This window comes from Cytobacillus sp. S13-E01, from assembly GCF_029193815.1.
In the GTDB taxonomy this organism is placed as follows: Bacteria; Bacillota; Bacilli; order Bacillales; family Bacillaceae_L; genus Bacillus_BV.
This window is the reverse complement of sequence record NZ_JARFVC010000006.1, coordinates 1-23,505: the sequence shown is the minus strand read 5'-3', so window position 1 is coordinate 23,505 and position 23,505 is coordinate 1. Positions and strand designations below refer to the sequence as shown.

Annotated in this window: 21 protein-coding genes; 7 read left to right on the top strand and 14 right to left on the bottom strand. The window is 35.5% G+C overall.

What is annotated here, in order from left to right; all coding sequences use genetic code 11:
- The first annotated feature begins 245 nt into the window (after nucleotides 1-245).
- Nucleotides 246-2,366 (top strand): ATP-dependent Clp protease ATP-binding subunit, encoded by a 2,121-nt coding sequence (locus tag PY093_RS06170; protein ID WP_275645011.1) that lies wholly within the window; start codon nucleotides 246-248, stop codon nucleotides 2,364-2,366.
- A 216-nt stretch (nucleotides 2,367-2,582) separates the two neighbouring features.
- Nucleotides 2,583-2,789: a TM2 domain-containing protein gene (locus PY093_RS06165; protein ID WP_275645010.1), complete on the top strand. Its 207-nt coding sequence runs from the start codon at nucleotides 2,583-2,585 to the stop codon at nucleotides 2,787-2,789.
- Nucleotides 2,790-2,835: 46 nt separating this feature from the next.
- Here PY093_RS06165 and PY093_RS06160 read toward each other — a convergent pair whose 3' ends face one another.
- A complete protein-coding gene (locus PY093_RS06160; protein WP_275645009.1) occupies nucleotides 2,836-3,813 on the bottom strand; it encodes a DMT family transporter in 978 nt (325 codons plus the stop codon).
- Between the two features lie 909 nt (nucleotides 3,814-4,722).
- Between PY093_RS06160 and PY093_RS06155 the strand changes: the two genes are divergently transcribed.
- Entirely contained in the window at nucleotides 4,723-5,022 is a 300-nt protein-coding gene (locus PY093_RS06155) for a hypothetical protein (RefSeq protein WP_275645008.1), read from the top strand.
- A 528-nt stretch (nucleotides 5,023-5,550) separates the two neighbouring features.
- Here PY093_RS06155 and PY093_RS06150 read toward each other — a convergent pair.
- Nucleotides 5,551-7,245: a M3 family oligoendopeptidase gene (locus tag PY093_RS06150; protein WP_275645007.1), complete on the bottom strand. Its 1,695-nt coding sequence runs from the start codon at nucleotides 7,243-7,245 to the stop codon at nucleotides 5,551-5,553.
- Nucleotides 7,246-7,474: 229 nt separating this feature from the next.
- On the opposite strand from PY093_RS06150, the gene motA reads away from it, so the two are divergent.
- Both motA and motB read left to right on the top strand, forming a co-directional pair.
- A complete protein-coding gene (gene motA, locus PY093_RS06145) occupies nucleotides 7,475-8,266 on the top strand; it encodes a flagellar motor stator protein MotA (protein WP_275645006.1) in 792 nt (263 codons plus the stop codon).
- The gene (gene motB / locus PY093_RS06140; protein ID WP_275645005.1) at nucleotides 8,259-9,026 is read left to right on the top strand and encodes a flagellar motor protein MotB; all 768 of its coding nucleotides are present in this window, start codon (nucleotides 8,259-8,261) and stop codon (nucleotides 9,024-9,026) included. Before motA ends, motB begins: the two co-directional genes overlap by 8 nt.
- Nucleotides 9,027-9,120: 94 nt before the next feature.
- Here motB and PY093_RS06135 read toward each other — a convergent pair whose 3' ends face one another.
- The 7 genes from PY093_RS06135 to PY093_RS06105 form a co-directional block, all read right to left on the bottom strand.
- On the bottom strand, nucleotides 9,121-10,692 hold the full coding sequence (locus PY093_RS06135) for a bifunctional metallophosphatase/5'-nucleotidase (protein ID WP_275645004.1): 1,572 nt from the start codon (nucleotides 10,690-10,692) through the stop codon (nucleotides 9,121-9,123).
- Nucleotides 10,693-10,801: 109 nt separating this feature from the next.
- A complete protein-coding gene (phnE, locus tag PY093_RS06130) occupies nucleotides 10,802-11,596 on the bottom strand; it encodes a phosphonate ABC transporter, permease protein PhnE (RefSeq protein WP_275645003.1) in 795 nt (264 codons plus the stop codon).
- Nucleotides 11,596-12,405: a phosphonate ABC transporter, permease protein PhnE gene (phnE, locus tag PY093_RS06125; RefSeq protein WP_275645002.1), complete on the bottom strand. Its 810-nt coding sequence runs from the start codon at nucleotides 12,403-12,405 to the stop codon at nucleotides 11,596-11,598. The genes phnE (PY093_RS06130) and phnE (PY093_RS06125) overlap by 1 nt, the downstream gene beginning before the upstream one ends.
- Nucleotides 12,405-13,175, bottom strand: coding sequence for a phosphonate ABC transporter ATP-binding protein (gene phnC, locus PY093_RS06120; RefSeq protein WP_275645001.1), 771 nt, complete (start codon nucleotides 13,173-13,175; stop codon nucleotides 12,405-12,407). The genes phnE (PY093_RS06125) and phnC overlap by 1 nt, the downstream gene beginning before the upstream one ends.
- Before the next feature lie 73 nt (nucleotides 13,176-13,248).
- Complete coding sequence (locus PY093_RS06115) at nucleotides 13,249-14,160, bottom strand: phosphate/phosphite/phosphonate ABC transporter substrate-binding protein (RefSeq protein WP_275645000.1); 912 nt, start codon at nucleotides 14,158-14,160, stop codon at nucleotides 13,249-13,251.
- A gap of 131 nt (nucleotides 14,161-14,291) precedes the next feature.
- A complete protein-coding gene (locus PY093_RS06110; protein ID WP_275644999.1) occupies nucleotides 14,292-15,077 on the bottom strand; it encodes an inositol monophosphatase family protein in 786 nt (261 codons plus the stop codon).
- Between the two features lie 311 nt (nucleotides 15,078-15,388).
- Nucleotides 15,389-16,336, bottom strand: coding sequence for an aldo/keto reductase family protein (locus PY093_RS06105; protein ID WP_275644998.1), 948 nt, complete (start codon nucleotides 16,334-16,336; stop codon nucleotides 15,389-15,391).
- Between the two features lie 263 nt (nucleotides 16,337-16,599).
- Here PY093_RS06105 and PY093_RS06100 point away from each other — a divergent pair, with 263 nt between their 5' ends.
- A complete protein-coding gene (locus tag PY093_RS06100) occupies nucleotides 16,600-17,829 on the top strand; it encodes an MFS transporter (RefSeq protein WP_275644997.1) in 1,230 nt (409 codons plus the stop codon).
- A gap of 200 nt (nucleotides 17,830-18,029) precedes the next feature.
- Here PY093_RS06100 and PY093_RS06095 read toward each other — a convergent pair whose 3' ends face one another.
- Nucleotides 18,030-18,566: a hemerythrin domain-containing protein gene (locus PY093_RS06095; protein WP_275644996.1), complete on the bottom strand. Its 537-nt coding sequence runs from the start codon at nucleotides 18,564-18,566 to the stop codon at nucleotides 18,030-18,032.
- A gap of 259 nt (nucleotides 18,567-18,825) precedes the next feature.
- Here PY093_RS06095 and PY093_RS06090 point away from each other — a divergent pair, with 259 nt between their 5' ends.
- Complete coding sequence (locus tag PY093_RS06090) at nucleotides 18,826-19,170, top strand: hypothetical protein (RefSeq protein ID WP_275644995.1); 345 nt, start codon at nucleotides 18,826-18,828, stop codon at nucleotides 19,168-19,170.
- A 190-nt stretch (nucleotides 19,171-19,360) separates the two neighbouring features.
- Here PY093_RS06090 and PY093_RS06085 read toward each other — a convergent pair whose 3' ends face one another.
- Genes PY093_RS06085 through PY093_RS06070 form a run of 4 tightly spaced genes read right to left on the bottom strand, consistent with a single transcriptional unit; the run spans nucleotide 19,361 to nucleotide 22,796 of the window.
- Complete coding sequence (locus tag PY093_RS06085) at nucleotides 19,361-19,660, bottom strand: ferredoxin family protein (protein ID WP_275644994.1); 300 nt, start codon at nucleotides 19,658-19,660, stop codon at nucleotides 19,361-19,363.
- Nucleotides 19,642-20,937: an FAD-dependent oxidoreductase gene (locus PY093_RS06080; RefSeq protein WP_275644993.1), complete on the bottom strand. Its 1,296-nt coding sequence runs from the start codon at nucleotides 20,935-20,937 to the stop codon at nucleotides 19,642-19,644. The genes PY093_RS06085 and PY093_RS06080 overlap by 19 nt, the downstream gene beginning before the upstream one ends.
- Nucleotides 20,930-21,955, bottom strand: coding sequence for an electron transfer flavoprotein subunit alpha/FixB family protein (locus tag PY093_RS06075; protein ID WP_275644992.1), 1,026 nt, complete (start codon nucleotides 21,953-21,955; stop codon nucleotides 20,930-20,932). The genes PY093_RS06080 and PY093_RS06075 overlap by 8 nt, the downstream gene beginning before the upstream one ends.
- Nucleotides 21,956-21,977: 22 nt before the next feature.
- Nucleotides 21,978-22,796, bottom strand: a complete 819-nt coding sequence (locus tag PY093_RS06070) for an electron transfer flavoprotein subunit beta/FixA family protein (protein ID WP_275644991.1) — start codon at nucleotides 22,794-22,796, stop codon at nucleotides 21,978-21,980.
- Nucleotides 22,797-23,505: the final 709 nt, after the last annotated feature.

The following is a 23,505-nucleotide window of genomic DNA, read 5'->3' as shown; positions in this document are numbered from 1 at the left end:
AAAATTTCTTTAGTTTAAATTACTTGAAAGTCAAGGAAGGTCAAAGTATAATAAAAAAACATTGATCAATTCTCATTCCGTCCTTTAAGACGGCTATTTGTATATATCCTATTGGTCAAAATTGGTCATAGCAAATACTCGCATCTTAGTAAGAGTTCAATATCCGTTCCATGTAACGGTTTTATTTATATATAATTAGTCAAAATTAGTCAAACCGAGCACAAATAATAAGGAGGTTACAAACCATGACATGCCAAGTATGTAATACAAAACAAGCAAATTTTCACCTGCATATTCAAATTAACAATGAACGCAAGCGTCTTCAGCTTTGTAGTGAATGTTATACGAAGCAAATGAATAATCTTCAAATTCCAACTGGATTTAATGGTTTTCAAAACTTCCCTTTTGAAGATATGTTCAAAGGCAATGACAATAATCCACAATCAAACCAACCACAAACAGAGCAAACGAAGCGAAATGGTGGTTTCCTAGATCAATTTGGCCGAAACCTAACACATCTTGCCAAAGCAGGATTAATAGACCCGGTGATTGGGCGCGCCGAAGAAGTTCAACGTATTATTGAAATCTTAAATCGTCGTAACAAGAACAACCCCGTTTTAATCGGTGAGCCAGGTGTTGGTAAAACGGCAGTTGTTGAAGGATTAGCATTAAATATTGCAAAAGGTGATGTACCTTCAAAATTATTAAACAAAGAAGTCTACCTTTTAGATGTTGCATCACTTGTTGCAAACACTGGGATTCGTGGCCAATTTGAAGAACGAATGAAGCAATTGATTTCTGAGCTTCAAAAACGAAAAAATATTATTCTGTTTATTGATGAAATTCATTTAATTGTAGGTGCTGGTTCAGCAGAAGGATCAATGGATGCAGGAAATATTTTAAAACCCGCACTTGCACGCGGAGAACTTCAGTTAGTAGGAGCAACTACACTGAAGGAATACCGACAAATTGAAAAAGATGCTGCATTAGAACGCAGATTTCAGCCTGTAAATGTTAACGAACCTACTGTAGAAAAAGCGATTGAGATTTTAAAAGGAATTCAATCTAAATATGAAGCTTTCCATGGAGTAACATTCAGTGAAGAAGCAATCAAAGCGTGTGTAACACTTTCACACCGCTATATCCAAGACCGCTTCCTACCTGATAAAGCGATTGACTTACTGGATGAAGCTGGTTCAAAAATGAACCTATTAGCAACACCTGTTGATACAACAGAGATTCAAGAACGATTACATTCCATAAAAGATCAAAAAACCAAGGCAACAAATGAAGAAAACTATGAATTAGCTGCACAACTTCGTGATGAAGAAACAGAGCTTGAAAAGCACTTAGAAAACAAACAAGAAGCTGTTCAATCTATTGTAAATGTAAGTGACATTCAAATGATTATTGAGAAGAAAACCGGTATTCCAATTGGTAAATTACAAGAGGATGAACAAGCAAAAATGAAGCACTTAGTAGATAATCTAAACCAGAAAGTGATTGGTCAGGAAGAAGCCGTCACAAAAGTGTCCAAAGCAATTCGTCGAAGCCGTGCTGGTCTAAAAGCGAAAAACCGCCCAATTGGTTCATTCCTATTTGTGGGTCCAACTGGTGTAGGTAAAACAGAGCTTACTAAAACACTAGCTGAAGAACTTTTTGGTTCAAAAGATGCTATGATTCGTCTTGACATGAGTGAGTATATGGAAAAGCATTCTGTTGCAAAAATTATCGGGTCTCCTCCTGGTTATGTAGGACATGATGAAGCTGGTCAGTTAACTGAGAAAGTTCGTCGCAACCCATATAGCATTATTTTGCTTGATGAAATTGAAAAAGCACACCCAGATGTTCAACATATGTTTTTACAAATTCTTGAGGATGGCCGCCTAACTGATAGCCAGGGACGAACAGTTAGCTTTAAAGATTCTGTTATTATTATGACAAGTAATGCTGGCGTCGGGTATAAGAAGAAAACAGTAGGCTTTGATCATGCGAATACAGATGCTGTAAAAGAATCATCAATCTTAGAATCACTAGGATCGCATTTCAAACCTGAGTTCCTAAATCGTTTCGATAGTATTATTGAGTTTAAACAGTTGCAAAAAGAAAATCTACTGCAAATTGTTGATTTAATGCTTACAGATCTTCAAGCGGCACTTACGGAGCAAAATATTACAATCACTGTATCACCAGAAGCAAAAGAAAAGCTAGCTACAATCGGATATCATCCAGCATTTGGAGCGCGTCCATTACGTCGTGTAATCCAAGAACAGCTAGAAGATCAGATTGCAGATCTATTATTAGATAATGAATCAATCACTTCTTTACAAGCAGTTTTAAAAGAGGATAAAATCATCGTTGAGTAAGGGAAAATCTCCCTTACTTTTTTTATTGGAGCTAAATGTTCACTGTATATTAGGAACGGTTGTCTCCTACTCTTTAAATAGGGATAATTTACACGAATTTGTTAACGATAATTTATAAAGGTTTTCCTAAAACTATATACTTTTACATCACAACCTTTAAGAAAGAAAGTTCATATCAATTTAATCAATCCGTCTACATTAGGAGGTGTAAACCACATGAAAAATCGTGTAGCAGCAGGGGTTTTGGGCATTTTATTAGGGGGTTTAGGAATTCATAAATTTTACTTAGGAAAAATTTGGATGGGTATATTATACCTTTTATTTTCATGGACAGGTATTCCAAGCATAATCGGTTTAATTGAAGGCATCTTATATCTTGTTAAATCAGATGAAGAATTTCAGGATAAATATGTAAAAAAGTGATGCCATAAAAAAGGTGAGAATCCTCTAAATTCTCACCTTTTTCTAATCATAGTGCAGACCTCGCCTTTTCACTTCGAATCACTAGTTTTTGGCTAGAGGCAAAGCTATGAAAGACCATCCCTGCTATGATGATCATCATTCCTATAATTGATTGATAATTTGGTAAAGCCTCAGATAAAATCAACATTTCCCCTATTAACACAAACATGATTTGACTGGACTGTGTTGCTTCTACTGCTGCTAGCTTGCTTTGATCCGCCTTCACCATATCAGTAGCATAGAAAAAAAGTACAGTTGCAATTACTCCAGAAGAAATTGAGACAATTAATGATTGAAACACTTGGCTACCACTAGGCAGTCCCACTGTAAAAAAGCCATATGTAGCTAGAACAATCCATAATGGCATAGATGCAATTGTCATGCCAAGCACACGTTGAAATGTGTCGATCCTACCGTTGCAGTGCTCCATCATTTTTCGATTACCTAGTGGGTAGGAAAAAGCAGCAACGATAACCGGGAGAACACCAACTAAAAGCATCTGTGAAGATAGCCCACCACTTGCCTGATCTAATTGAATTACGATAATTCCAATAAAAATAATACTTGAGAACAACAATCCTTTCCAAGGAAGCTTATGTCTTATTTTTATCGGGCCATTTTCAGTCAATCCTTTTGTATAAAAAAATGGGACGAGTAATAATCCAGCAATGATCGTAAATTGCCAGGTACCTGCAACTAACCATCCTGGACCAGATGCGGCTGCAAAGGTTATTGGTCCATAAAACAATCCAAAACCTACAACACTCCAGCCTACCCAGGTGATTGGATATTGCTTCATTTCCTTCAAAAGTGGTTTTAAATTTCCCCTCAATTGAACGATCAGTAACAAAAACGGAACCATAAAAAAGTATCGCAGGGATGAACTCCAGAGCCAGCTTCCTCCTGACAATTCCATTGAGCGATTTAAAATAAATGTAACTGCAAAAAACACAGACGAAATAACTCCAATTAAGATTGCCTTCACTTTTTTTTGCAGGCCCCTTTCGTAATCAGCTTAAAAATCTAGTTATGCTTTGTATAACACTCTTTAGAATTTCAATTGACTTACTAATATCCTTATCTTCTAAAATATGGTCTGCACCATTTATTAGTTCACATATATTATTACTTTTTCCAGACAAATCATCAAACCTATCTGAAACAAAGCAGGAATCATTGTCACCAATTAAGTACATTTAATCAGATTACCTGACAACTACCGGCCCCCTGTTAAAGCAATAAGCAAGAAAAAGCCGACATAATCAAAAACAATTCTGCTATATATGATAATCTTATGTATTTCTTCATCATCATTCATTCTTGATAGACTAAACTGAGTCACTGTCATAAAACAATAAGCACTAAATATATAAAAGATTTGGTTTCAACATCTATTAATCTTGCTAAAGTTGGATGTCAAATTACAAATAATGCAGCGATAAAAAAAATCCAACTTATATAGGAAAAAATCATTTCAGTTTTACAATCATTTAGGCTTAGTGTTTGCTTCATTAATCCACTGTCCTTCAAATTCTTATTTCCTTTAGTATACTAAAACCAATTAGGAATTGATAGAATCTTTAACATATTTCCCTTTTTATAGAAAATTTTATTGATACCAATATGGATTAAATCTATTCTAATTTTGACCAAACGCTCCTGATTCCACAGGGACATCTCTAGGTACTTCTCTTAGTATTATGATGACCACTTAACACAGATATACCTAGTCCATTTAGCGCTATAGATTTTTGATTCTAAGACATGTATCTGTCTTAATGTATTGCATATTACCTAGCGTACACTTTTGTGATAGCTAACCATAAAGTTACAAATTGTCACTTTGAGTTATCATCTATGAGTCCTTTACATATAGATAACTGAGGTGTTTCGGATGTCATTTATTCCCAAGTTTTTCATATTTACATCATTTTTTATTCTTTTGTATAACGGTTCATCATTAGGGTTTATTTTAAGTTTCGAAAGATTAGGGTCTTTATATGGTACAGCTTTGTTTTCTCTTACATCATTAGTGGGAGTGCTGTTTGCTTCTATTGCAGAGGATGGACAGCATATTAGTCGTTTTTATTGCAAATATTGTATGCTTGCTAATGCAATTATCTTTTTTTATCCTGTTTATTTTACAATTTTTTCAAAAACTATCATTCCAGATCTGATTGAAGCAATAGTTTGATACTCTCAGCCTAAGTCTGTTGTGTAATCGGATGCACGTTCCGTTTTTTTGTGAACGAAACGTTTTTTTGTAAAAGATAACGGACAATGGTTTCGTTTTCTATGAAAAAAGTAGATTTAGGATATGTGTAATTTAATGATTCTAACCAATGTTGTACTGGATTATACAAGTTTGGTACAATATCTGCTTTTTTTCATGCTAGATGATGGCGGCACGTTTTTTCGCCGCCATACTGGTTTAGTATGAAAAACAGCTATTTTCACATTATATTTCACTTATAACCATTTCTGTGTCATCTAAAATTCAAAAATAAATATATTATGGAAATAGTGGATGCTGTATCCTCTAAGAATCCCCAACTAAAAGTAAACATATTAATTAAGTACTCACCTTCACCAACAACCTTTAATATTAAATAAGACCATTTAAATATATAAAAGGTTCTGTGACTTCATAAGTTTTTTATATGCACCTCTCTAAAAAGAAAAGCTGTTAAATGGGAATTTAACAGCTTTTTTTTCACTATTTCTATAGTTGTTTATCATCGACACTATTTAACCACTCTTCAATGACACCAACTACTGACTGAACACAACCATCTTCAAATGGTGAAATTAAATTAGCAACCTTTACAAGTTCAGTAAATGATTGACTTCCTCCTTTTTGGCATAGTGCTAGGTAATCACTCCAAGCATTTTCGCTTTCTTCTCGAGAGCGCTTCCAGAATTGGAATGCACAGATTTGAGCCAAGGTGTAATCAATATAATAGAAAGGTGTTGAATAAATATGACCTTGACGCTGCCAGAAGGCGCCATTTTCTAAATACTCATTCCCATCATAATCACGATCTGGCATGTATTTACGTTCAATCTCTCTCCATGCTTGTTTACGTTCCTGTGGAGTTACCTCAGGATTTTCATAGACAAAATGCTGGAATTCATCAACTGCCACACCATATGGTAAGAATAATAAAGCTTCACTTAAGTGTGCGAACTTATATTTATCAGTATCTTCTTTAAAAAATAACTCCATCCATGGCCATGTGAAAAATTCCATACTCATCGAATGGATTTCACACGCTTCATATGTTGGCCAGTTATATTCAGGCACTTCAAAATGTCTGCTTGAGTAGACTTGGAAAGCATGACCCGCTTCATGTGTTAATACATCAATATCCCCAGACGTACCGTTAAAATTCGAGAAGATATATGGAGACTTATAATCTTGAATATATGTACAATACCCACCACTTGCTTTACCTTTTTTCGCAACAAGGTCCATTAAATTATTATCAATCATAAAATCGAAAAACTCTTTTGTTTCAGAGGAAAGCTCTTCATACATCTTCATACCATTATCAATAATCCATTCTGGTGTTCCTTTTGGTATCGCATTTCCAGATTCAAATTTAAACCCTTCATCATAATACTTTAGGCTATCAACACCAATACGCTCGCGTTGACGTTCTCTAAGCTTTACAGCTAAAGGTACAATATATTCTTTTACCTGATCACGGAATTTAGCAACCATCTCAGCGTTGTAATCTGTTCTTCCTAGTCGTAGGTAGGCAAGCTCAGTGAAATTGTTAAATTCTAGTTTTTTCGCAATATTTGTACGTACCTTAACAAGCTTGTCATAGATCTCATCAAATTTCTCTTCATTCTCTCTAAAAAAGTTGAAGCGTGCTTCGCTTGCTTTCTTACGCATGTCACGATCCGTTGATTCTGCAAATGGTTGTAATTGTGCTAGCGTGCGCTCTTCACCTTCAAAAAAGATTTTTGCCGAAGCTACTAGTTTTGTATATTCCGAAGTCAATTTATTTTCTTGTTGAAGATCTTTGACCACTTCAGGAACAAAGGTTTTTAACTGAGCATCAGCTAATGCAAATAATTGACCACCCCACTTTTCCTCTAATTCGCCTCTAAATTGGGAATTTACCAAAGCTGTATAGTACTTCGTTACCAGCCCTTGAACTAATGGTTGAATTTCATCCAAATAGTCGTTTTCTTGTTTGTAAAATTCATCGTTTGTATCAATCGTATGGCGCACATAACAAATGTCGAACATCGTGGCAACCGTATTACGAATGTTGTTTATTTCCTTCATGGCTACATCTTGTTCCTCTAAACTAGTAGCATTTGTAAATTTTTCTAAAGCGCTTGTAAACGATCCTTCTACTGCTTCCATATTAGGACGCTCGTACTTAAAATCATTAAAATTCATACTTGACCCTCACTTTTATATTTTTCAATACTATCTTTTATTATATTCTGCGTAAAGAAACATTATCCTTTTAGAAGAAAGTTTTAAAGTTTTCGCTGAATTTGTCGATATAAAGGATATGAATCAACAAATTGGATTTTTTTAATATACTTTGACATTATTTGACGTAGTATACTATTTTTATATGATTAAACACGCAACTAGATTTTAAGAAAGTATAGGTGAAATTATGGATAAAACGTCTATTATTGGAGTTCTACTTGGTTTTATTGCTGTAGGTGTTGGGATGTTTTATAAAGGAGTAAGTCCTGTTGTTCTATTAAACCCGGCCGCACTTTTAATTATTATACTCGGTACGATTGCTGCGGTAACTATTGCTTTTCCAACTAAAGAAATCAAGCGAATCCCGCAATTATTTGGAGTGCTTTTTAAAGAAAAAAAGATGGTCACTATAGAAGAGCTTATCCCAATGTTTACTGAATGGGCAACTGTTGCCAGAAAAGAAGGTCTCCTTGCACTTGAAGCAAAAGTTGCTGAAGTTGATGATTCATTCTTAAAAAATGGCTTAAGTATGGCAGTTGATGGACAAAGTGCTGAATTCATACGAGATGTAATGACTGAAGAAATTGAAGCAATGGAAGACCGTCACCAAGCTGGAGCTCTAATTTTCACACAGGCTGGTACGTATGCACCAACATTAGGCGTACTTGGTGCGGTTATCGGTCTTATTGCTGCATTGGGGTATATGGATAATACACAAGCCTTAGGGGAAGCAATTGCTGCGGCGTTCGTTGCAACGATGCTCGGAATATTCACTGGATACGTATTATGGCACCCTTTTGCTAATAAATTAAAACGAAAATCGAAAGACGAGGTAAATGTAAGGCATGTGATGATTGAGGGTGTGTTGTCAGTACTTGAGGGTCAAGCCCCAAGAGCAATTGAGCAAAAGCTTTCTACGTATCTATCGATTAAAGACCGATTAAAAGTCATGTCAGAGGGTGAGAGCTTAGATGTCTAGAAGAAAAAAACATCGACAACATGAAGAACATATTGATGAATCATGGCTAGTTCCGTATGCAGATATTCTTACTCTACTATTAGCATTATTCATTGTTCTTTTTGCTGCAAGCTCTGTTGACGTTGTCAAATTTAAACAAATCGCCTACTCGTTAAATAGTGCTTTTAATGGTGGAACAGGTGTTATGGACTACCCTAGCCCACTTCCAGAAACGGAACAAGAGTCTTTAAATCAGGAAGAAGAAGAAGAACCAGAACAACCAACGGAAGAAGCCCCTGACAAAATGGAACAAAGCCAACTTAAATCAGTACAAGAAAAAATTGATGGTTATATTTTGGCAAATAAACTTGATTCAAAACTTAAAACTAAATTAACGGATGAAGGACTTCTTATCACGTTTCTTAACGATACATTCTTCAACTCTGGTAGTGCGGATGTACGCCCAGCAGATAGAGACTTGGCAATTTCAATATCCGAATTACTAATAATGAATCCGCCACTTAACATCATAGTGAGTGGTCATACAGATAATGTTCCTATTAGTAATAGTGAATTTGACAGTAACTGGCATTTGAGCGTCATTCGGGCTATCAATTTCATGAAGATTTTATTAGAAAATGACAAGTTAGATCATAAATCATTTAGTGCAAAGGGATACGGTGAATACAGCCCTATCGCATCAAATGATACTGTCGAAGGTAGACAGAAAAATAGACGAGTGGAAGTCTTGATATTACCGAATGAAGGTGGAGATAATTAATTTTTAAAAAACGTGAATTCAACTTTGAATTCACGTTTTTTATTTAAGACGTATTTCTCGAGTACCTAGGAGCCGGATTATCTAGACCTCTTATTTACCAAACCACTTTCCAATTGTGATTTACCGTCGCTTCAATTGTTCCTTTTTCCAGGATATAGTTAGCAATTACCTCTGACATATCAAGGGGTATGTCCTTAATTACAGGTTTATCTTTAAACATCATGTAATCACCACCACCACCAGCACGATAGTTGTTCATGACAACATCATATTCCTTTCCGAGGTCAACCGCCTCTCCCTTAACATTTAGTTTGGTTACACGTGAACCAACAGATTTTGTTATATCTAATGTGTATTCAATACCTTCCCACATATCATAGTTATAATGCTGTGGTTTAGGTGTAGTAAATGCAGGATTAACCCCAATTTCACCATTATTTAATATGAAATAGCTTGCACATCTTTCAAGTGCTTCTTTCATGTCTTGGCCTGTAATTCGAATCACTTTTAATGTGTTAGGATAAATATAATTTGACACTATATCCCTCATTGTAATATTCTCTGGAAAACCTTTAGAAAGATTATTGAATAATGCAGTATTTGATATTGAGACATTCGCAACATCCATTTGTACTTTATTGATAAATTCAACTAATGAATTATCTTGTAGCCTCGCCTTAAATGGGTCAGAAATTGTCATATCACCAATTAATTTCCCCATCGGCTTATCTAACCATATTTGTGTTTGTTTTTCATACTCTTCTACAAGCTTTTTGCACTTCTCATCTGTCTTTACATCTTCTACTTGTAGCAATTCAGCCTTCTTCTCGGCAATTATCCAACTACCTTGCTCATTTGAAAGCCTAATTGAAATTTTCCCAATAGCCTGCCCATTGAAACTTGGTTGTACAATTGCTATGCCATTTACTGCAGACGCAAGTGAACGGTGCTGATGCCCAGTTAAAAGCACATCAATTCCTTCAATTTCCTTACAAATACGATAGCCTTGATTTTCACCAGTTAATGTTTCTGTAGGTTCACCAGTTTCAAGATCACTTTCAAAACCTCCATGATACGCAACAACTAAGACATCTGGTTTTTCAATCTCGCGGATTTTACGCACCCACATCTTTGTTGTTTCGAGAGCGTCTTCAAAGCCAAGACCCTTAATATTATTTGGGTTTTCCCAATTAGGAATATAATGTGTTGTAACTCCTAGAATGGCGACCTTCACACCTTGGTCCATCACTTTTATATCATATGGTTTACCAAAGTATGGCTCCCCTGTTTTGGAATCAATGATATTTGCTGATAGCCATGGGAAGTGCGAATCCCTCACAGCTTGATTTAAAATATCCATCCCATAATTGAACTCATGATTTCCTAGTACCGCTGCATCATACTGAAGTTCATTTAGAAGCTTGATCATCGGATTCATTTCCGAGCTACGAGAGTGTATATAATGGTATGTAAGTGGAGTACCTTGTAGTAAATCACCGTTATCGATCAAAATCATGCTTTGATTTTCTTTTCGTTCTTTATTAATTAGAGTTGCTATTTTTGCAAGTCCAAGTTCAGAGTGTTCATTGTTACCATAATTAATAGGTAAGACATTACCGTGAACATCACTAGTTTCTAGAATTGTAATTATGACATTTCCATTCATTGATCATTCTCCCTTAAAATTATGTTATTTTATCGAGATCCTGTTAATATGTTCCACTTTAAGAAAAAAAAGCACTTTCCACGAAACAGGAAGTGCTAAATTCATATAATTAAACTATCCGCTTACGAATTGTTCCACTGATTAAATCAATAATTGTTACAACAACTATGATAATAATTAACATCATTCCAACTTGCTCCCAGTTGCGCTGCATCGATGCAATGATTAATGGAGCACCTATACCACCCGCTCCTACAACACCTAATATTGTAGATGATCGAACATCGACTTCAAATCGATAAATTGCGTAGTTAGAAAACTGAGGAATTACTTGTGGAATAACACCATACCACATTACCTGCAATCTGTTAGCACCATTTGATCTTAAGGCTTCAAGAACCTTCATATCAATTGATTCAATAACCTCTGCATATAATTTCCCTAACATACCAATGGAATGAATACCAACAGCTAAAACCCCTGCATACGGCCCCATACCAACAGCTGCTACAAAAATGATTGCAAGCATTATCTCAGGAAATGCTCTTATCCCATTTAAAATCCATTTACCTAATCCTGATATTTTGGACATATTCCTAGCTGCTAGGAAACCAAAGGGAATAGCCAATACTGCAGCAATAAGTGTACCAGCATAGGCGATTAATAACGTTTCAAACATATAGTAAGCGTATTCTGGTATTTTCGCTCTTACATCAGCCAGAAAGAAGGGATCCCAGAAAAGTCGTTTAAAAATTGCCGCTGGGCTTAGTGAAGATCCCCTAAAAGTCAAATCTGTTGTTGTTAATGCTATATAATACAAAAAGATTAGTACAAGAAATACTACAGCAAACTTCCACTGATTCTTTTTTACTGGAGGTTTAATTAGTTCTGTTGCCTTATTCATTAAATAAATCGCTCCCTTATCCGGTTACTAGTAAAATCAATAATTGTAACCGCAATGAACGTCATGACGACAATTGTAGACACATTACTGAAATTAAAAAGTGCAAGCTGATGCTTTAAAATTAGGCCAATACCACCAGCACCAACAAAGCCAAGAACAACAGAGGCACGTACATTAATTTCAAGCACGTACAAAGTGTATGATGTAAAGTGTGGTAAAATTTGCGGCATAACCCCATACCAAATAACTTGAATTATGTTCCCACCAGTAGCACGTATTGCTTCTAACGGATTAGGATCAATTGCTTCAATAGTCTCACTTATTAACTTTGCTAATATTCCTAGTGAAAAAATAAACAATGCGCCAATACCTGCGAGTGCGCCAATTCCAATGATAGCAACCAAAATAACAGCTAAGATAAGTTCAGGAATTGTACGAAGGATATTTAATAAAAAGCGAACAACAGAGTAAAAACCTTTCTTTTTATTAATATTTGATGCTGCTAAAAAGCTTATTGGCAGTGCTACGATTGCAGACAAAGTAGTAGCTAATAAGGCCATATTCCATGTTTCAATTAAGCTTGCCATCACTTTATCTATATAACCCAAGTTAGGTGGGATAAGATCTTTAACAATAAAATCAATGACAATTGGCATTCCTTCAATGATTCTATCTGGATAGGCCTTTGTAAAGTAGGCCGAAAACAGATAAAGTCCAATAACAATTATTAAGATACCTGTAAAAGTGGCTTTTGTACGAGTCGGTAATACAGGAATTTTTTTTCTCATTGGCGCAGCTTGTTTTTCCATTATTCTACACTCCCGCGCAAATCATCTTCCTTGATTGGACGACCATATATTTGCTCGAACGTTTTTTCTGTTACTGTTGATGCAGGACCATCAAAGACAATTTCACCAGCTCTCATGCCAATAATTCGGTCTGCATATTCCATAGCCATATCAATAAAATGTAAGTTTACAATTGTTGTAATACCATCTTCTTTATTAATCTTTTTTAAATCCCTCATAACAATATGTGAAGTTGGTGGGTCAAGACTTGCAACAGGTTCGTCAGCAAGAATATATTTCGGTTGCTGCGTTAAAGCGCGAGCGATACTAACACGTTGCTGTTGCCCACCACTTAATTGGTCTGCTCTTGAATATGCTTTTTCTTCAATACCCACTCTTTTTAAACTGTTTAGAGCTAATTCTTTAGCGTCTTCTGGAAAAAGTCCAAAAATACTTTTTAGTGTTCCAGTATGGCCAAGTCTTCCTGTTAAAACATTACGTAATACTGACATTCTATTTACAAGATTATAATTTTGAAAGATCATACCAATTTTTTTTCTTAGTGACTTTAATTCTTTTTCTTTAAATGCTAAAGTGTTTTTTCCATCTATTAACAACTCTCCCTCAGTAGGCTTAACCAATTGGTTAATACTTCTGATAAAAGTGGATTTTCCAGCTCCAGATAATCCTACCACAACAATGAATTCACCAGGATTAATCGTAACGTTAATATTTTTTAAACCTTGATGTCCATTTGGATAAGTTAAAGAAACATTTTTAAATTCAATCATTTTACTGCTCCTTTACTTCGATAAAAAAGAGAGAAGAAATCTCCTCTCTCTTTATAGATTTTATTGGTAAGTATTATTGCTCTAATTGTTCTTTAAATTGTTCAAATACTGCGCGAACAACATCAAATTCCTCATCAGTTGATTCTGCAATTCCATCCCAAGTATATACTTCGTTCATAACTGCAAGTATCTCTGGATTATCATTAATAGCTAAAAATGCTTCCTTAATTTTGTTTTTCATGTCTTCAGACATCCCTTTACGAACAGAAACTCCATCGTTAGGAATTTCGTCTGTATAGCCAATTACTTTTACTTTTTCCATTACTTCTGGGTAGTCTTTCTCAATTGTTGTACGTGCATCATCAAAAGTTGTAGCAAAATCCGCTTGTCCTTCAAGTACTGCTAAAACAGCATTATCATGCCCACCTACAGCAGTTTGTTTAAAGAATGTATTAACATCTGCAACACCAAGCTCCATTAACTTAGAAGCTGGGAATAAATAACCTGAAGTTGAAAGTGTATCGCCAAATGCCCATATTAATCCTTCTTTTGCTACTAAATCCTCAATAGAATTAAGACCAGAATCAACACTAGTAATAAATTGTGCCTTATATGTATCAGAACCATTTCGGATTGACTTTACTAAAGGTTCAACCTCAGCACGCTCTACTGCTTGAACATAACCAAAAGGATTTGTAAAACCAATATCAATTTTACCTGTTCTCATTCCTTCAACAAGTCCAACAAAGTCAATCATAACTTCAGCTTTAACAGGTACCCCAAGTTGTTCGGTTAAATATTCTTCAAGTGGTTTAACATTATCAGCAATTTGATCTGCTTCTTGGGAAGGAATGAATCCCATTGTTAATTGTTTTACTTCTTCTTCTTTTTCTCCACCTGTTGCATCGCCATTATCTTCTGCCCCACCACATGCAGTAAGAGCTAAAAGTAATGTTAGTGCTAGCAAAGTTAATAACTTTTTCATCCTATTGCCCCCTTGTTAATTTATAATTCTAATCGTACTCATTATATAGTATAGCGTTCATTTTTTCGACATAATTATTTAAACTTTTACATAAGATTTACTTTTCTTAAAATACATCTTCGAGACCACTTTTATAGGTTTAAGAAAAGCTCTTCTAACACTTTATTATTTGAAAATACGGTTGAACTACGAGTGAATACATTAAAAGGCTGATTTTCAAATGTCTTCATTACTCCACCTACCTCATTTAGTATGACCATCCCTCCCGCAATATCCCATGGCGAAAGGCGAAAATCAATGTAGGTGTCTAATCGTCCACAAGCTATATATACAATTTCCAATGCTGCCGAGCCAATGTATCTAGTCCCTCTAGCTTTTTGAATGACACTGGAAAAAATTTGATGATCTATGTAATTATTATGCACTAACCAAAGCTGATTAATACTAATAATTGCTTCCTCCAAGGTCTTGTCCGCTAGTTTTGGAAGAGGAATATTATTTAAGAAAGCTCCCTTCCCTACTTGGGCATGAAAAAGCTCGTCTGCCACAGGGTCATAAACTATCCCAATTTTTGGCAACCCAAATTCAAAAATCCCAATAGATATTGCAAAGTTTCTTTTTTGATGCACAAAATTCGTTGTACCATCGATAGGATCAACAATCCAGACAACTTCTCTATCTGGACTGAATTTCTGGTCACTAGCTAGTCCTTCTTCTCCAAGTAGAAAATGTGATGGATATTCTTTAGCTATACGATCAATAAAGAATTGTTCAATCTCTTTATCTTTTTGGGTCACCAAATCTGCAGCTGAAGTTTTATACTCTACTATAATTTTTTCTTGTGTTGCTTTTCTAAGTATTTCACCTGCTTCTTGCGTCCATGCTTTCGCTGATTCAAAAACTTCATTCCAATCCATTTAAATTCCTCCTTAATAATACATAGTAAAAGTTATACAAAAAGAAGGAAATGGTCAACTTCTATTTGCCTAATCAATATTTGAAGAACCTTCAGTTACTTTAATGATTCTCTAAATTATAGTTGATATAATACAAATTTCCTAGGCTCTTGAAGCTAAGGAGCAACGCAAATAAATATAAACTGGCGACGGAACAATTGATATTGATCGTATCATTGACAATTTTATAAATTCCTAAAAAACAAAAAACAGGTTGAGGGCTTAACTCAACCTGCCATTAGATATCGGCAATTCAAAGAAAATAAAACGCCTTAAACCGCTAATACTTGTTCGATTCTTTGTAAAGTCTCAAAACTCAATACAACATTTGAAGCACGTACATTTGCCGCAATTTGTTCAGGATTTGACGCACCTACTAAAGTGCTTGCTACGTTGGGCTGACGTAAGATCCAAGCTAAAGCTAACTCAGGAAGTGTAACTTCAATAGCATTGGCTATCTCTTCTAATCTATCCAGCTTTGTAAGGACAATATCATTGATAATTTGTTTTACCCATGTATTAACCTTTTCATTAGCTCCTCTACTACCACTAGGTATTTGTCCACCCTTATATTTTCCGGTTAGTACTCCTTGTGCAAGAGGAGAAAAAACCACCTGCGAAATACCATTTTTATCACTTACTGGTATTATTTCATCTTCAATATCACGGTGAAACATATTATACTGGGGCTGATTTACAATAATTCGATCCAATAAATATTTATCAGCAACTGAAACAGCCTCTTGAATTTGAGCTGCAGACCATTCACTTACACCTGCATAAAGTATCTTTCCTTGACGGATTAAATCATCAATGGCTCTTAGGGTTTCATCTACAGGTGTTTCATGATCATAGCGATGACAATAAAAAATATCTACATAATCTAAATCCATTCTTTTTAAACTGGCATGTACTTGTTCAATAATATGTTTCCTTGAAAGACCTCTATCATTTGGACCATCTCCCATTGGCCAAAAGGCTTTTGTGGAAATTACATATGATTCTCTTTTATAGTCCTTGAGAGATTTTGCTAAAATCCTTTCACCTTCGCCTCTTTCATAGACATTAGCAGAATCAAAAAAGTTAACTCCCAACTCATATGCTTTATGTATCGTTTCAGAGGCAACATTTGCGTCAACTGTTTTGCCAAATGTAAGCCAACTACCCAAACTAATTTCACTTACTTTAAGACCAGATCGTCCTAAACGACGATATTTCATAGATGCTTCCTCCCTAATTGGCGAATATTTTATCCTCACTCTTAATTTATCAGAAAATTTAAAACCCGTAAAGTTATAGCACCACAATAGCCCACGAAGTAATTCGTCGAACTTGTTTAATTTTGTATTGAGCTTTAACTTGAGATAGTTAACTTAAGTAAACTACAAAACTTGAAAATTATTTCCTTCAAAACTCTTTACAAAATCTACAAAAAGAGCTTTCATTTAAATAAGATAGAAATATATGTTAGGGGTAATGCAGAATGCTTGCAACTAGTAAAATAGCAAACAAGGGAACGCCAACCGAACAAAAAACAACCTACAATATTTTATTTATTATTGGACTATGCCATTTATTGAATGATTCAATTCAGGCTGTAGTACCAGCTATGTTCCCTATTCTACAGAAATCTATCGGATTAACGTTTACACAAATTGGGTTAATCGGATTCTCATTAAACATCATCTCTTCAGTAATGCAGCCGGCAGTTGGCTGGTATACAGACAAAAAGCCAATGCCATACGCGTTACCAGTTGCCCTTACCTTTACATTTTTTGGCATCCTTGGATTATCACTTGCTCCTACATTTTTAACGATTATTATAGCAGTTCTTTTTATTGGTTTAGGTTCTGCCATTTTCCACCCAGAGGGTTCTCGGGTAGCCTACATGGCTGCAGGGAGTCGTAGAGGATTAGCACAATCGATTTATCAGGTTGGAGGTAATTCCGGTTCAGCCCTAGGTCCGATTATTACAGCATTTATTCTCGTGCCACTCGGACAGTTTGGGGCGATTTGGTTTACTGTTGTTGCTGCAATCGCAGTTGGATTATTAATCTATATAGCAAAATGGTATTCAAACACTTTAGAAAGCATATCATTAAAGCCGAAAATATTAAAAGCTAGTAGTCAAAACAATGGATATTCAAGAGCTATAAAAATTGCACTATTAATCTTAGTATTCCTAGTCTTTGCCCGCTCATGGTATATATCTAGTATTACAAATTTCTATACGTTTTATGTTATTGAAGTATATGGGTATTCAATCCCCCAATCACAGATTTTTATCTTTATTTTCCTGGCAACTGGTGCAGTTGGTACATTTTTTGGAGGCCCATTTGCAGACCGATTTGGTAAACAAAAAGTAATTTTAATTTCTATGTTAGGTTCTGCTCCCTTAGCCCTAATCTTACCTTTTGTAACACCTCTATTCGCTTATGTGATTGTAGCTATTATAGGATTTGTCTTAATGTCTAGTTTTTCGGTTACAGTTGTTTATGCACAAGAGCTCTTACCAGGTAAAATCGGTACAATGTCTGGTTTAATTGTTGGTTTGGCATTTGGAATGGGGGCAATTGGTTCTGTTGCACTAGGTTCACTTGCAGATACCTTTGGATTAACAAATACGATTATTGCTGTTGGATTTTTACCATTGCTTGGATTTTTAACATTATTACTTCCCAACGACGAAAAGGTAGCAGCGTTGAACGCATAAGAGCAGTATAACGCTGCTCTTTTTTTCTAAAATTACTGAATTCAAATAATTATTATCTACAACCTCAATGTCTCTTTTTCATATAAAGCCATTCGAGCACAAACTCTTATTTGTTTTAACAAAGAGGGATGGTACATTTAGAACGTAAATAAACGCACGGAGAGTTACTAACAATCTCATGCGTTTATTGACAACTATTATTAAATTTCATTCATTTTTCGTTCTAATAAGTCCTTTTCCTCATCGGTTAACATTTTTTCTGCCATCGGGAAGAGTACATTTTCCTCCTTTGCAAAATGATCCGTTAAAATTAAATATGCATTCGTTATATAGGATGCGTACTGCTTTGCATCCTCTTTGTTTAGATCTGAAGGAACATCTACTGTCTTCTCTAAGAATAATGCGATATTTAATTTAGCCTGTTCGTGTTCATATTCCATCACAGCTATTGGACCAGCGTCTTTACCAATATATTTTGCCATCATTGGAAATAAAACGCCTTCTTCCCTTTCTGAGTGTGGATCAAGATCAGCAATAAAAGCTTGAACCTTCCCTCGTAATTCTTTTATCGTATCACACCAGCTAACTTCTGCTTCCGCTTGTTCAATTGTAGTTGATAATGTATATAAATCTTTCTTTTGAAGATTCAGGGTAACATGTTCTTCTTTTAGTCTATTTAATGGGGTACAAAAACTGATTCCATCACCTTGAAACATACTACTCATACATCCAGACATATCAAGTCCTCCTAAAATTGTTATACCCTAATTATAGCGAATTAGTAATATAACCACCGTGATACAAATCACTTTCGGCCTCTTTCTTATAGCGATTGAACGTCGGAGATTTTGATCTATATACTTAAAACATTTACTTGTCTGACATAAAGTTGTGAACTTTTTCTGAAAAGTTAAAAAATTACTACATCAGTCCGTTGTTTTCACATATAATAAAGTTAACAAATAATAGCTTACATTTTTAAAGGAGTGAAAAATAATGAATGCGTTTCCAAACTATCGTGAATTTTATCAAAAACCACTGATACCAATTGGTGAAAGTGATATTCAGGTTTTCCTTGACAATGATGGTAGCTCTTCATCTTTTACTCATTGGTTAATTGCTTTAGAAGGGTCTGAGATCGAAAAAGGCAAAGAAAAATTCCATTGGAAAATTATTGTTTTCCAGACTACTAGTGAAGGGTCGTTTGATTATAATTCGCCACACTATGTTTCCCTCCAAATCCCTTGTGTTCATCAAGCATTTGAAATGGCAAAAGAAATAGAGAGCAAGTGCAAATCAGATTGTTTCACCATTAACCTCCAACATACACAAATCGTTTAACCTCCCCACTGGCTTCACCTTTCTTTTTTACACTCATTTGTGAAATAATGTACACTCTATGGAAATAGTATTTACTAATTAAAGCACATTTTCCCAGCGCCTATAGGTGTTATCCTGAAATAAACTGCATAATAATTAGTACACAAAAAAAGAACACTAGGATACGATTGCCTAATGTTCTCCAGTGTGATTATGCCAATTTGAACACTACACCATGGCCACCCTTAGGATATTCCCATTTAATATTTTGATATGGGCAGCCTATACGACAGCTTCCACATTCATGACAACCTTCATAACCGACGTGCATTCTTATTTCTTCCCATTTATAAACCTCTGCTGGACAGAAAATCGTACATATTTTGTCTGGGCATTGTGTCATACACACATCATGATCTAATACCGTTAGATGTGAATTTTTATCAGCCTTAAACCGAACTAAATATTGTTTTTCTTCAATATTCTTTGACATTATTTCATCACCTTCCATGCGCGATACATGTCTTGGATTACTTTAAAAGTCCCCTTTTCACTAGTGACCGATCTAAGAATTTCTTTTTGTTTCTGTTTCTTCGGGGTTCCGTCTACTGTAAAGAATTTGCTTGCTGCTTTATTCATCATCGGTAAATATTCTTTAAAATATTGTGGATGCTCTTCAAAGGTGTGCGCAGCATCTTTGTATTTTTTTAAATCCTTTCCAATAAAGCTGTTATAAATACTAGTTCTATAGAAATCTAATGTCGCTTCATCAAATTTCCCTCTATCCTTAGCTCGTAAAATTGCCTCTGCGGCTAATTTCCCAGATGACATTGCCATGTTTGAACCCTCTCGATGGATTGCATTCACAAGCTGAGCAGCATCTCCTACAACAAGTACACCATTCCCAACTAATTTCGGTATAGAATGATAGCCTCCTTCAGGAATTAAGTGTGCCAAATACTCAAGCGGCTCACCACCATCAACATATGGCTTTATCATTGGGTGGTTTTTCAAGTAATCTAACAAATCATATGGTTTTATCTTAGCTTTAATCATGCTAGAAAGAGTTGTACCTACTCCAAGATTTAAGCTATCTTTATTCGTATATAAAAATGCAGTACCAAGATTACCTTTTGTAGAATCACCGAAGATTTCAACTGTACATCCTTGATTATCTTCTAAATTAAACCGATCATTTATTTTGTCCTTTGGAAGATTAATAACTTCCATCACGGTTAATGCCACCTCATGTGGTTTAAATTCTTTATGGAATCCTAATTGTTTTCCTAAAAGAGAGTTAACACCATCAGCCAAAACAACGACATCAGCATATACATCACCATTTGGTCGGTCTGTTCTAACACCTATTACTCTATCATTTTCTACAATACACTCTGTAACAACAGTTTCATTAATTAAAAGCGCACCTTGTTCAACTGCTTTATTAGCAAACCATTGGTCAAATTTCGCACGAAGAACCGTAAAGTTATTATAGGGCTCCTGTCCCCACTCAAGTCCTTTGTAACCAAAGCTTATCATCGATTCCTTATCCATCATCCAAAATCTTTGTTCAATAACTGGACGTTCTAGTGGTGCCTCTTTCCAAAACTCAGGAATAATTTCTTCCATTTGTTTTCTGTATAGAACACCCCCCATCACGTTTTTACTTCCAGGATATTCACCACGCTCTATTAACAACACATTTAAACCATTTTTAGCACATGTATAAGCACATGAAGTTCCAGCTGGACCCGCTCCAACGACAATAACATCAAATTTCTCAGACATAACTAACTTCACCGCCTTTTTCTTTCCGTGCATCTCTAAACTGTTCTATTAATTTAGGTAAAATTTCTAAGGCGTCACCGACAATACTATAGGTTGCAACATCAAAGATAGGCGCATTTGGGTCTTTATTAATAGCAATGATCATATCACTGTTTTTCATTCCGACAACATGTTGAATCGCTCCTGAAATTCCTATCGCAAAATAGAGTTTTGGGGTTACAGTCTCACCCGTCTGTCCAACCTGGTATTCATGCCCAATCCAGCCTGCTTCTACAACGTCACGACTTGCACCTACAGTAGCACCTAATTCATTTGCCAATTCATGTATCAGCCCAAACCCTTTTTCATCCCCTAAGCCTTTTCCTCCCGCTACAATTACATGTGCTTCTGCTAAGTTAACCTTTTTATCAACATCTCTTACAATCTTTAAAACTTTAGTTCGAACGTCTTCTTCTTTAATACCAATTTTTTCTTCAATAATTTTTCCGCTTCTTCCACTTTCAGGTGTTAACGCTTTCATAACTTTCGGGCGTACTGTTGCCATTTGTGGTCTGTGCTTTTTACAAAGAATTGTCGCCATGATATTTCCACCAAATGCTGGACGACTCGCCTCTAGTAATCTACTTTCTGGGTCAACATCTAGCATCGTTGTATCAGCTGTTAACCCTGTCGCTAAATCGGTTGCAACAGCACTTGCTAAATCCTTTCCATTAGGTGTTGCCCCGTATAGAAAAATTTCTGGTTTATACATTTGGCACAGGTTATAGACACCTCTCATGTACGTTTCAGTTCGATAATCTTTTAAGACTGGGTCATCAATTACATATACTTCATCAGCTCCATACTCAATAACCTTTGTACAAAGATTCTTTACACCATCACCTAGCAAAACACCAGATAATGGCACTTCGAGCTTGTCAGCTAGCTTTCTACCTGCTCCTAAAAGCTCTAATGACACTGCTGCAATTTGGTTGTCAATTTGTTCAATAAACACCCACACACCTCTATTACCTTCCATTATTTATCCCCCCCATGCGAATTTATTTACCTGCAACAAATAAATCCTTTTTTTCTGCTAGCACTGCCATTAATTGTGTAACTTGTTCATCGACCGAACCCTCAATTGTTTTCCCACCTTCTTCTTTTGGTGGTGTGAACATTTTACCTACGATCGTCGGTGAACCCTTTAGTCCGAGCTGTTTCCTATCAACTTCACCAAGATCATTTACACTCCAAATGATCGGTTCATATCTTGCTGCACGAATCATATTAGTAAGCGGGGAGTATTCTACTTCATTAACTTCTTTTTCAACGGTTAATAAACATGGCATTGTTGATTGAATTAATTCATAACCGTCTGCTAATTTTCTTTTTAATAATACTGTTTTTTCACGCTCATTTACTTCCACTATTTCAATTACATTTGTTATTGGCGGAATATCCATTCTTCTTGCGATACCAGGACCCACCTGGCCTGTATCACCGTCAATCGCGTGTTTTCCACAAATGATTATATCAATCGGTTGTTCTTTGTTTATTTTCTCCAACGCCTTTGAAAGCGCATAGCTCGTTGCTAATGTATCCGCACCAGCAAATGCTCTATCTGAAATTAGATATCCTTGATCTGCTCCTATTTCTACACTTTTCTTGATAACGGCTGTTGCTTGGGGTGGACCCATAGAAAGGACTGATATTTTATCATCGTTTGTATTCTTCAAATTTACTGCTGCTTGTACGGCATGGGAGTCATATGGATTTAAAATGGCTGGTGCGCTTCTGCGGTCTAAGGTGTTTGTCTTGGGGTTTATTTTGATGATTTTGGTATCTGGTACTTGCTTAACACATACAACTATGTGCATTTAAATGTCACTCCTTTTGCTTCAAACATTTTTTAGACAAATATCTTTTGTTCACTTCTTCACATGTAAAGTTACATTAGTACTTTATATGAGTTGTCAACACAAGTTAGCACAGTTTTATTTTGAAATCTAATTTTTTCATATGTGCGCAGGGCGCCCGCCTATCGGCGCGTCGATTAAAACCCGCCACGTCCTGTGGCGAACATCGACATCAGCACATCTTGTGCAAGTCAAGCATACGATGGTTTATTCAAGAAGGTGGGTTTTCCTTTTTAAAGGAAATGGCTTCCATTGCACAGATTGAAATAAAGGTTGTAAGTTTACCTTTAAATAAGTGTAAATTAAAAATAAAAAAGATTCAGTGATTTTCATCACATCTTTGTAATTAATTACATTTGAGGTAGATCTCCCGTTCAAACGAGATAGAAAAAAGAGTGTTAACAAATCATATGATTAACACTCCTTACATATTGTGAAATTATAATTAGTTACTCTTAACAACAATGTTAACGAACACAGCTTTATAATGCTTTATTGGTAGTGATGAAGTTTATATTTTGATCCGTAAAAGAAAAGAATAGAGCATCTGTAACTGCTAAACTAAAGTAGACAGTTTTTGATAGATAATAATGAACACTTTTTTACCAACTGTACTTGGGGTTTTGGCATTGAAAGTGGTGGCGCCCCCGGGGGGGGGGGGACACCAATA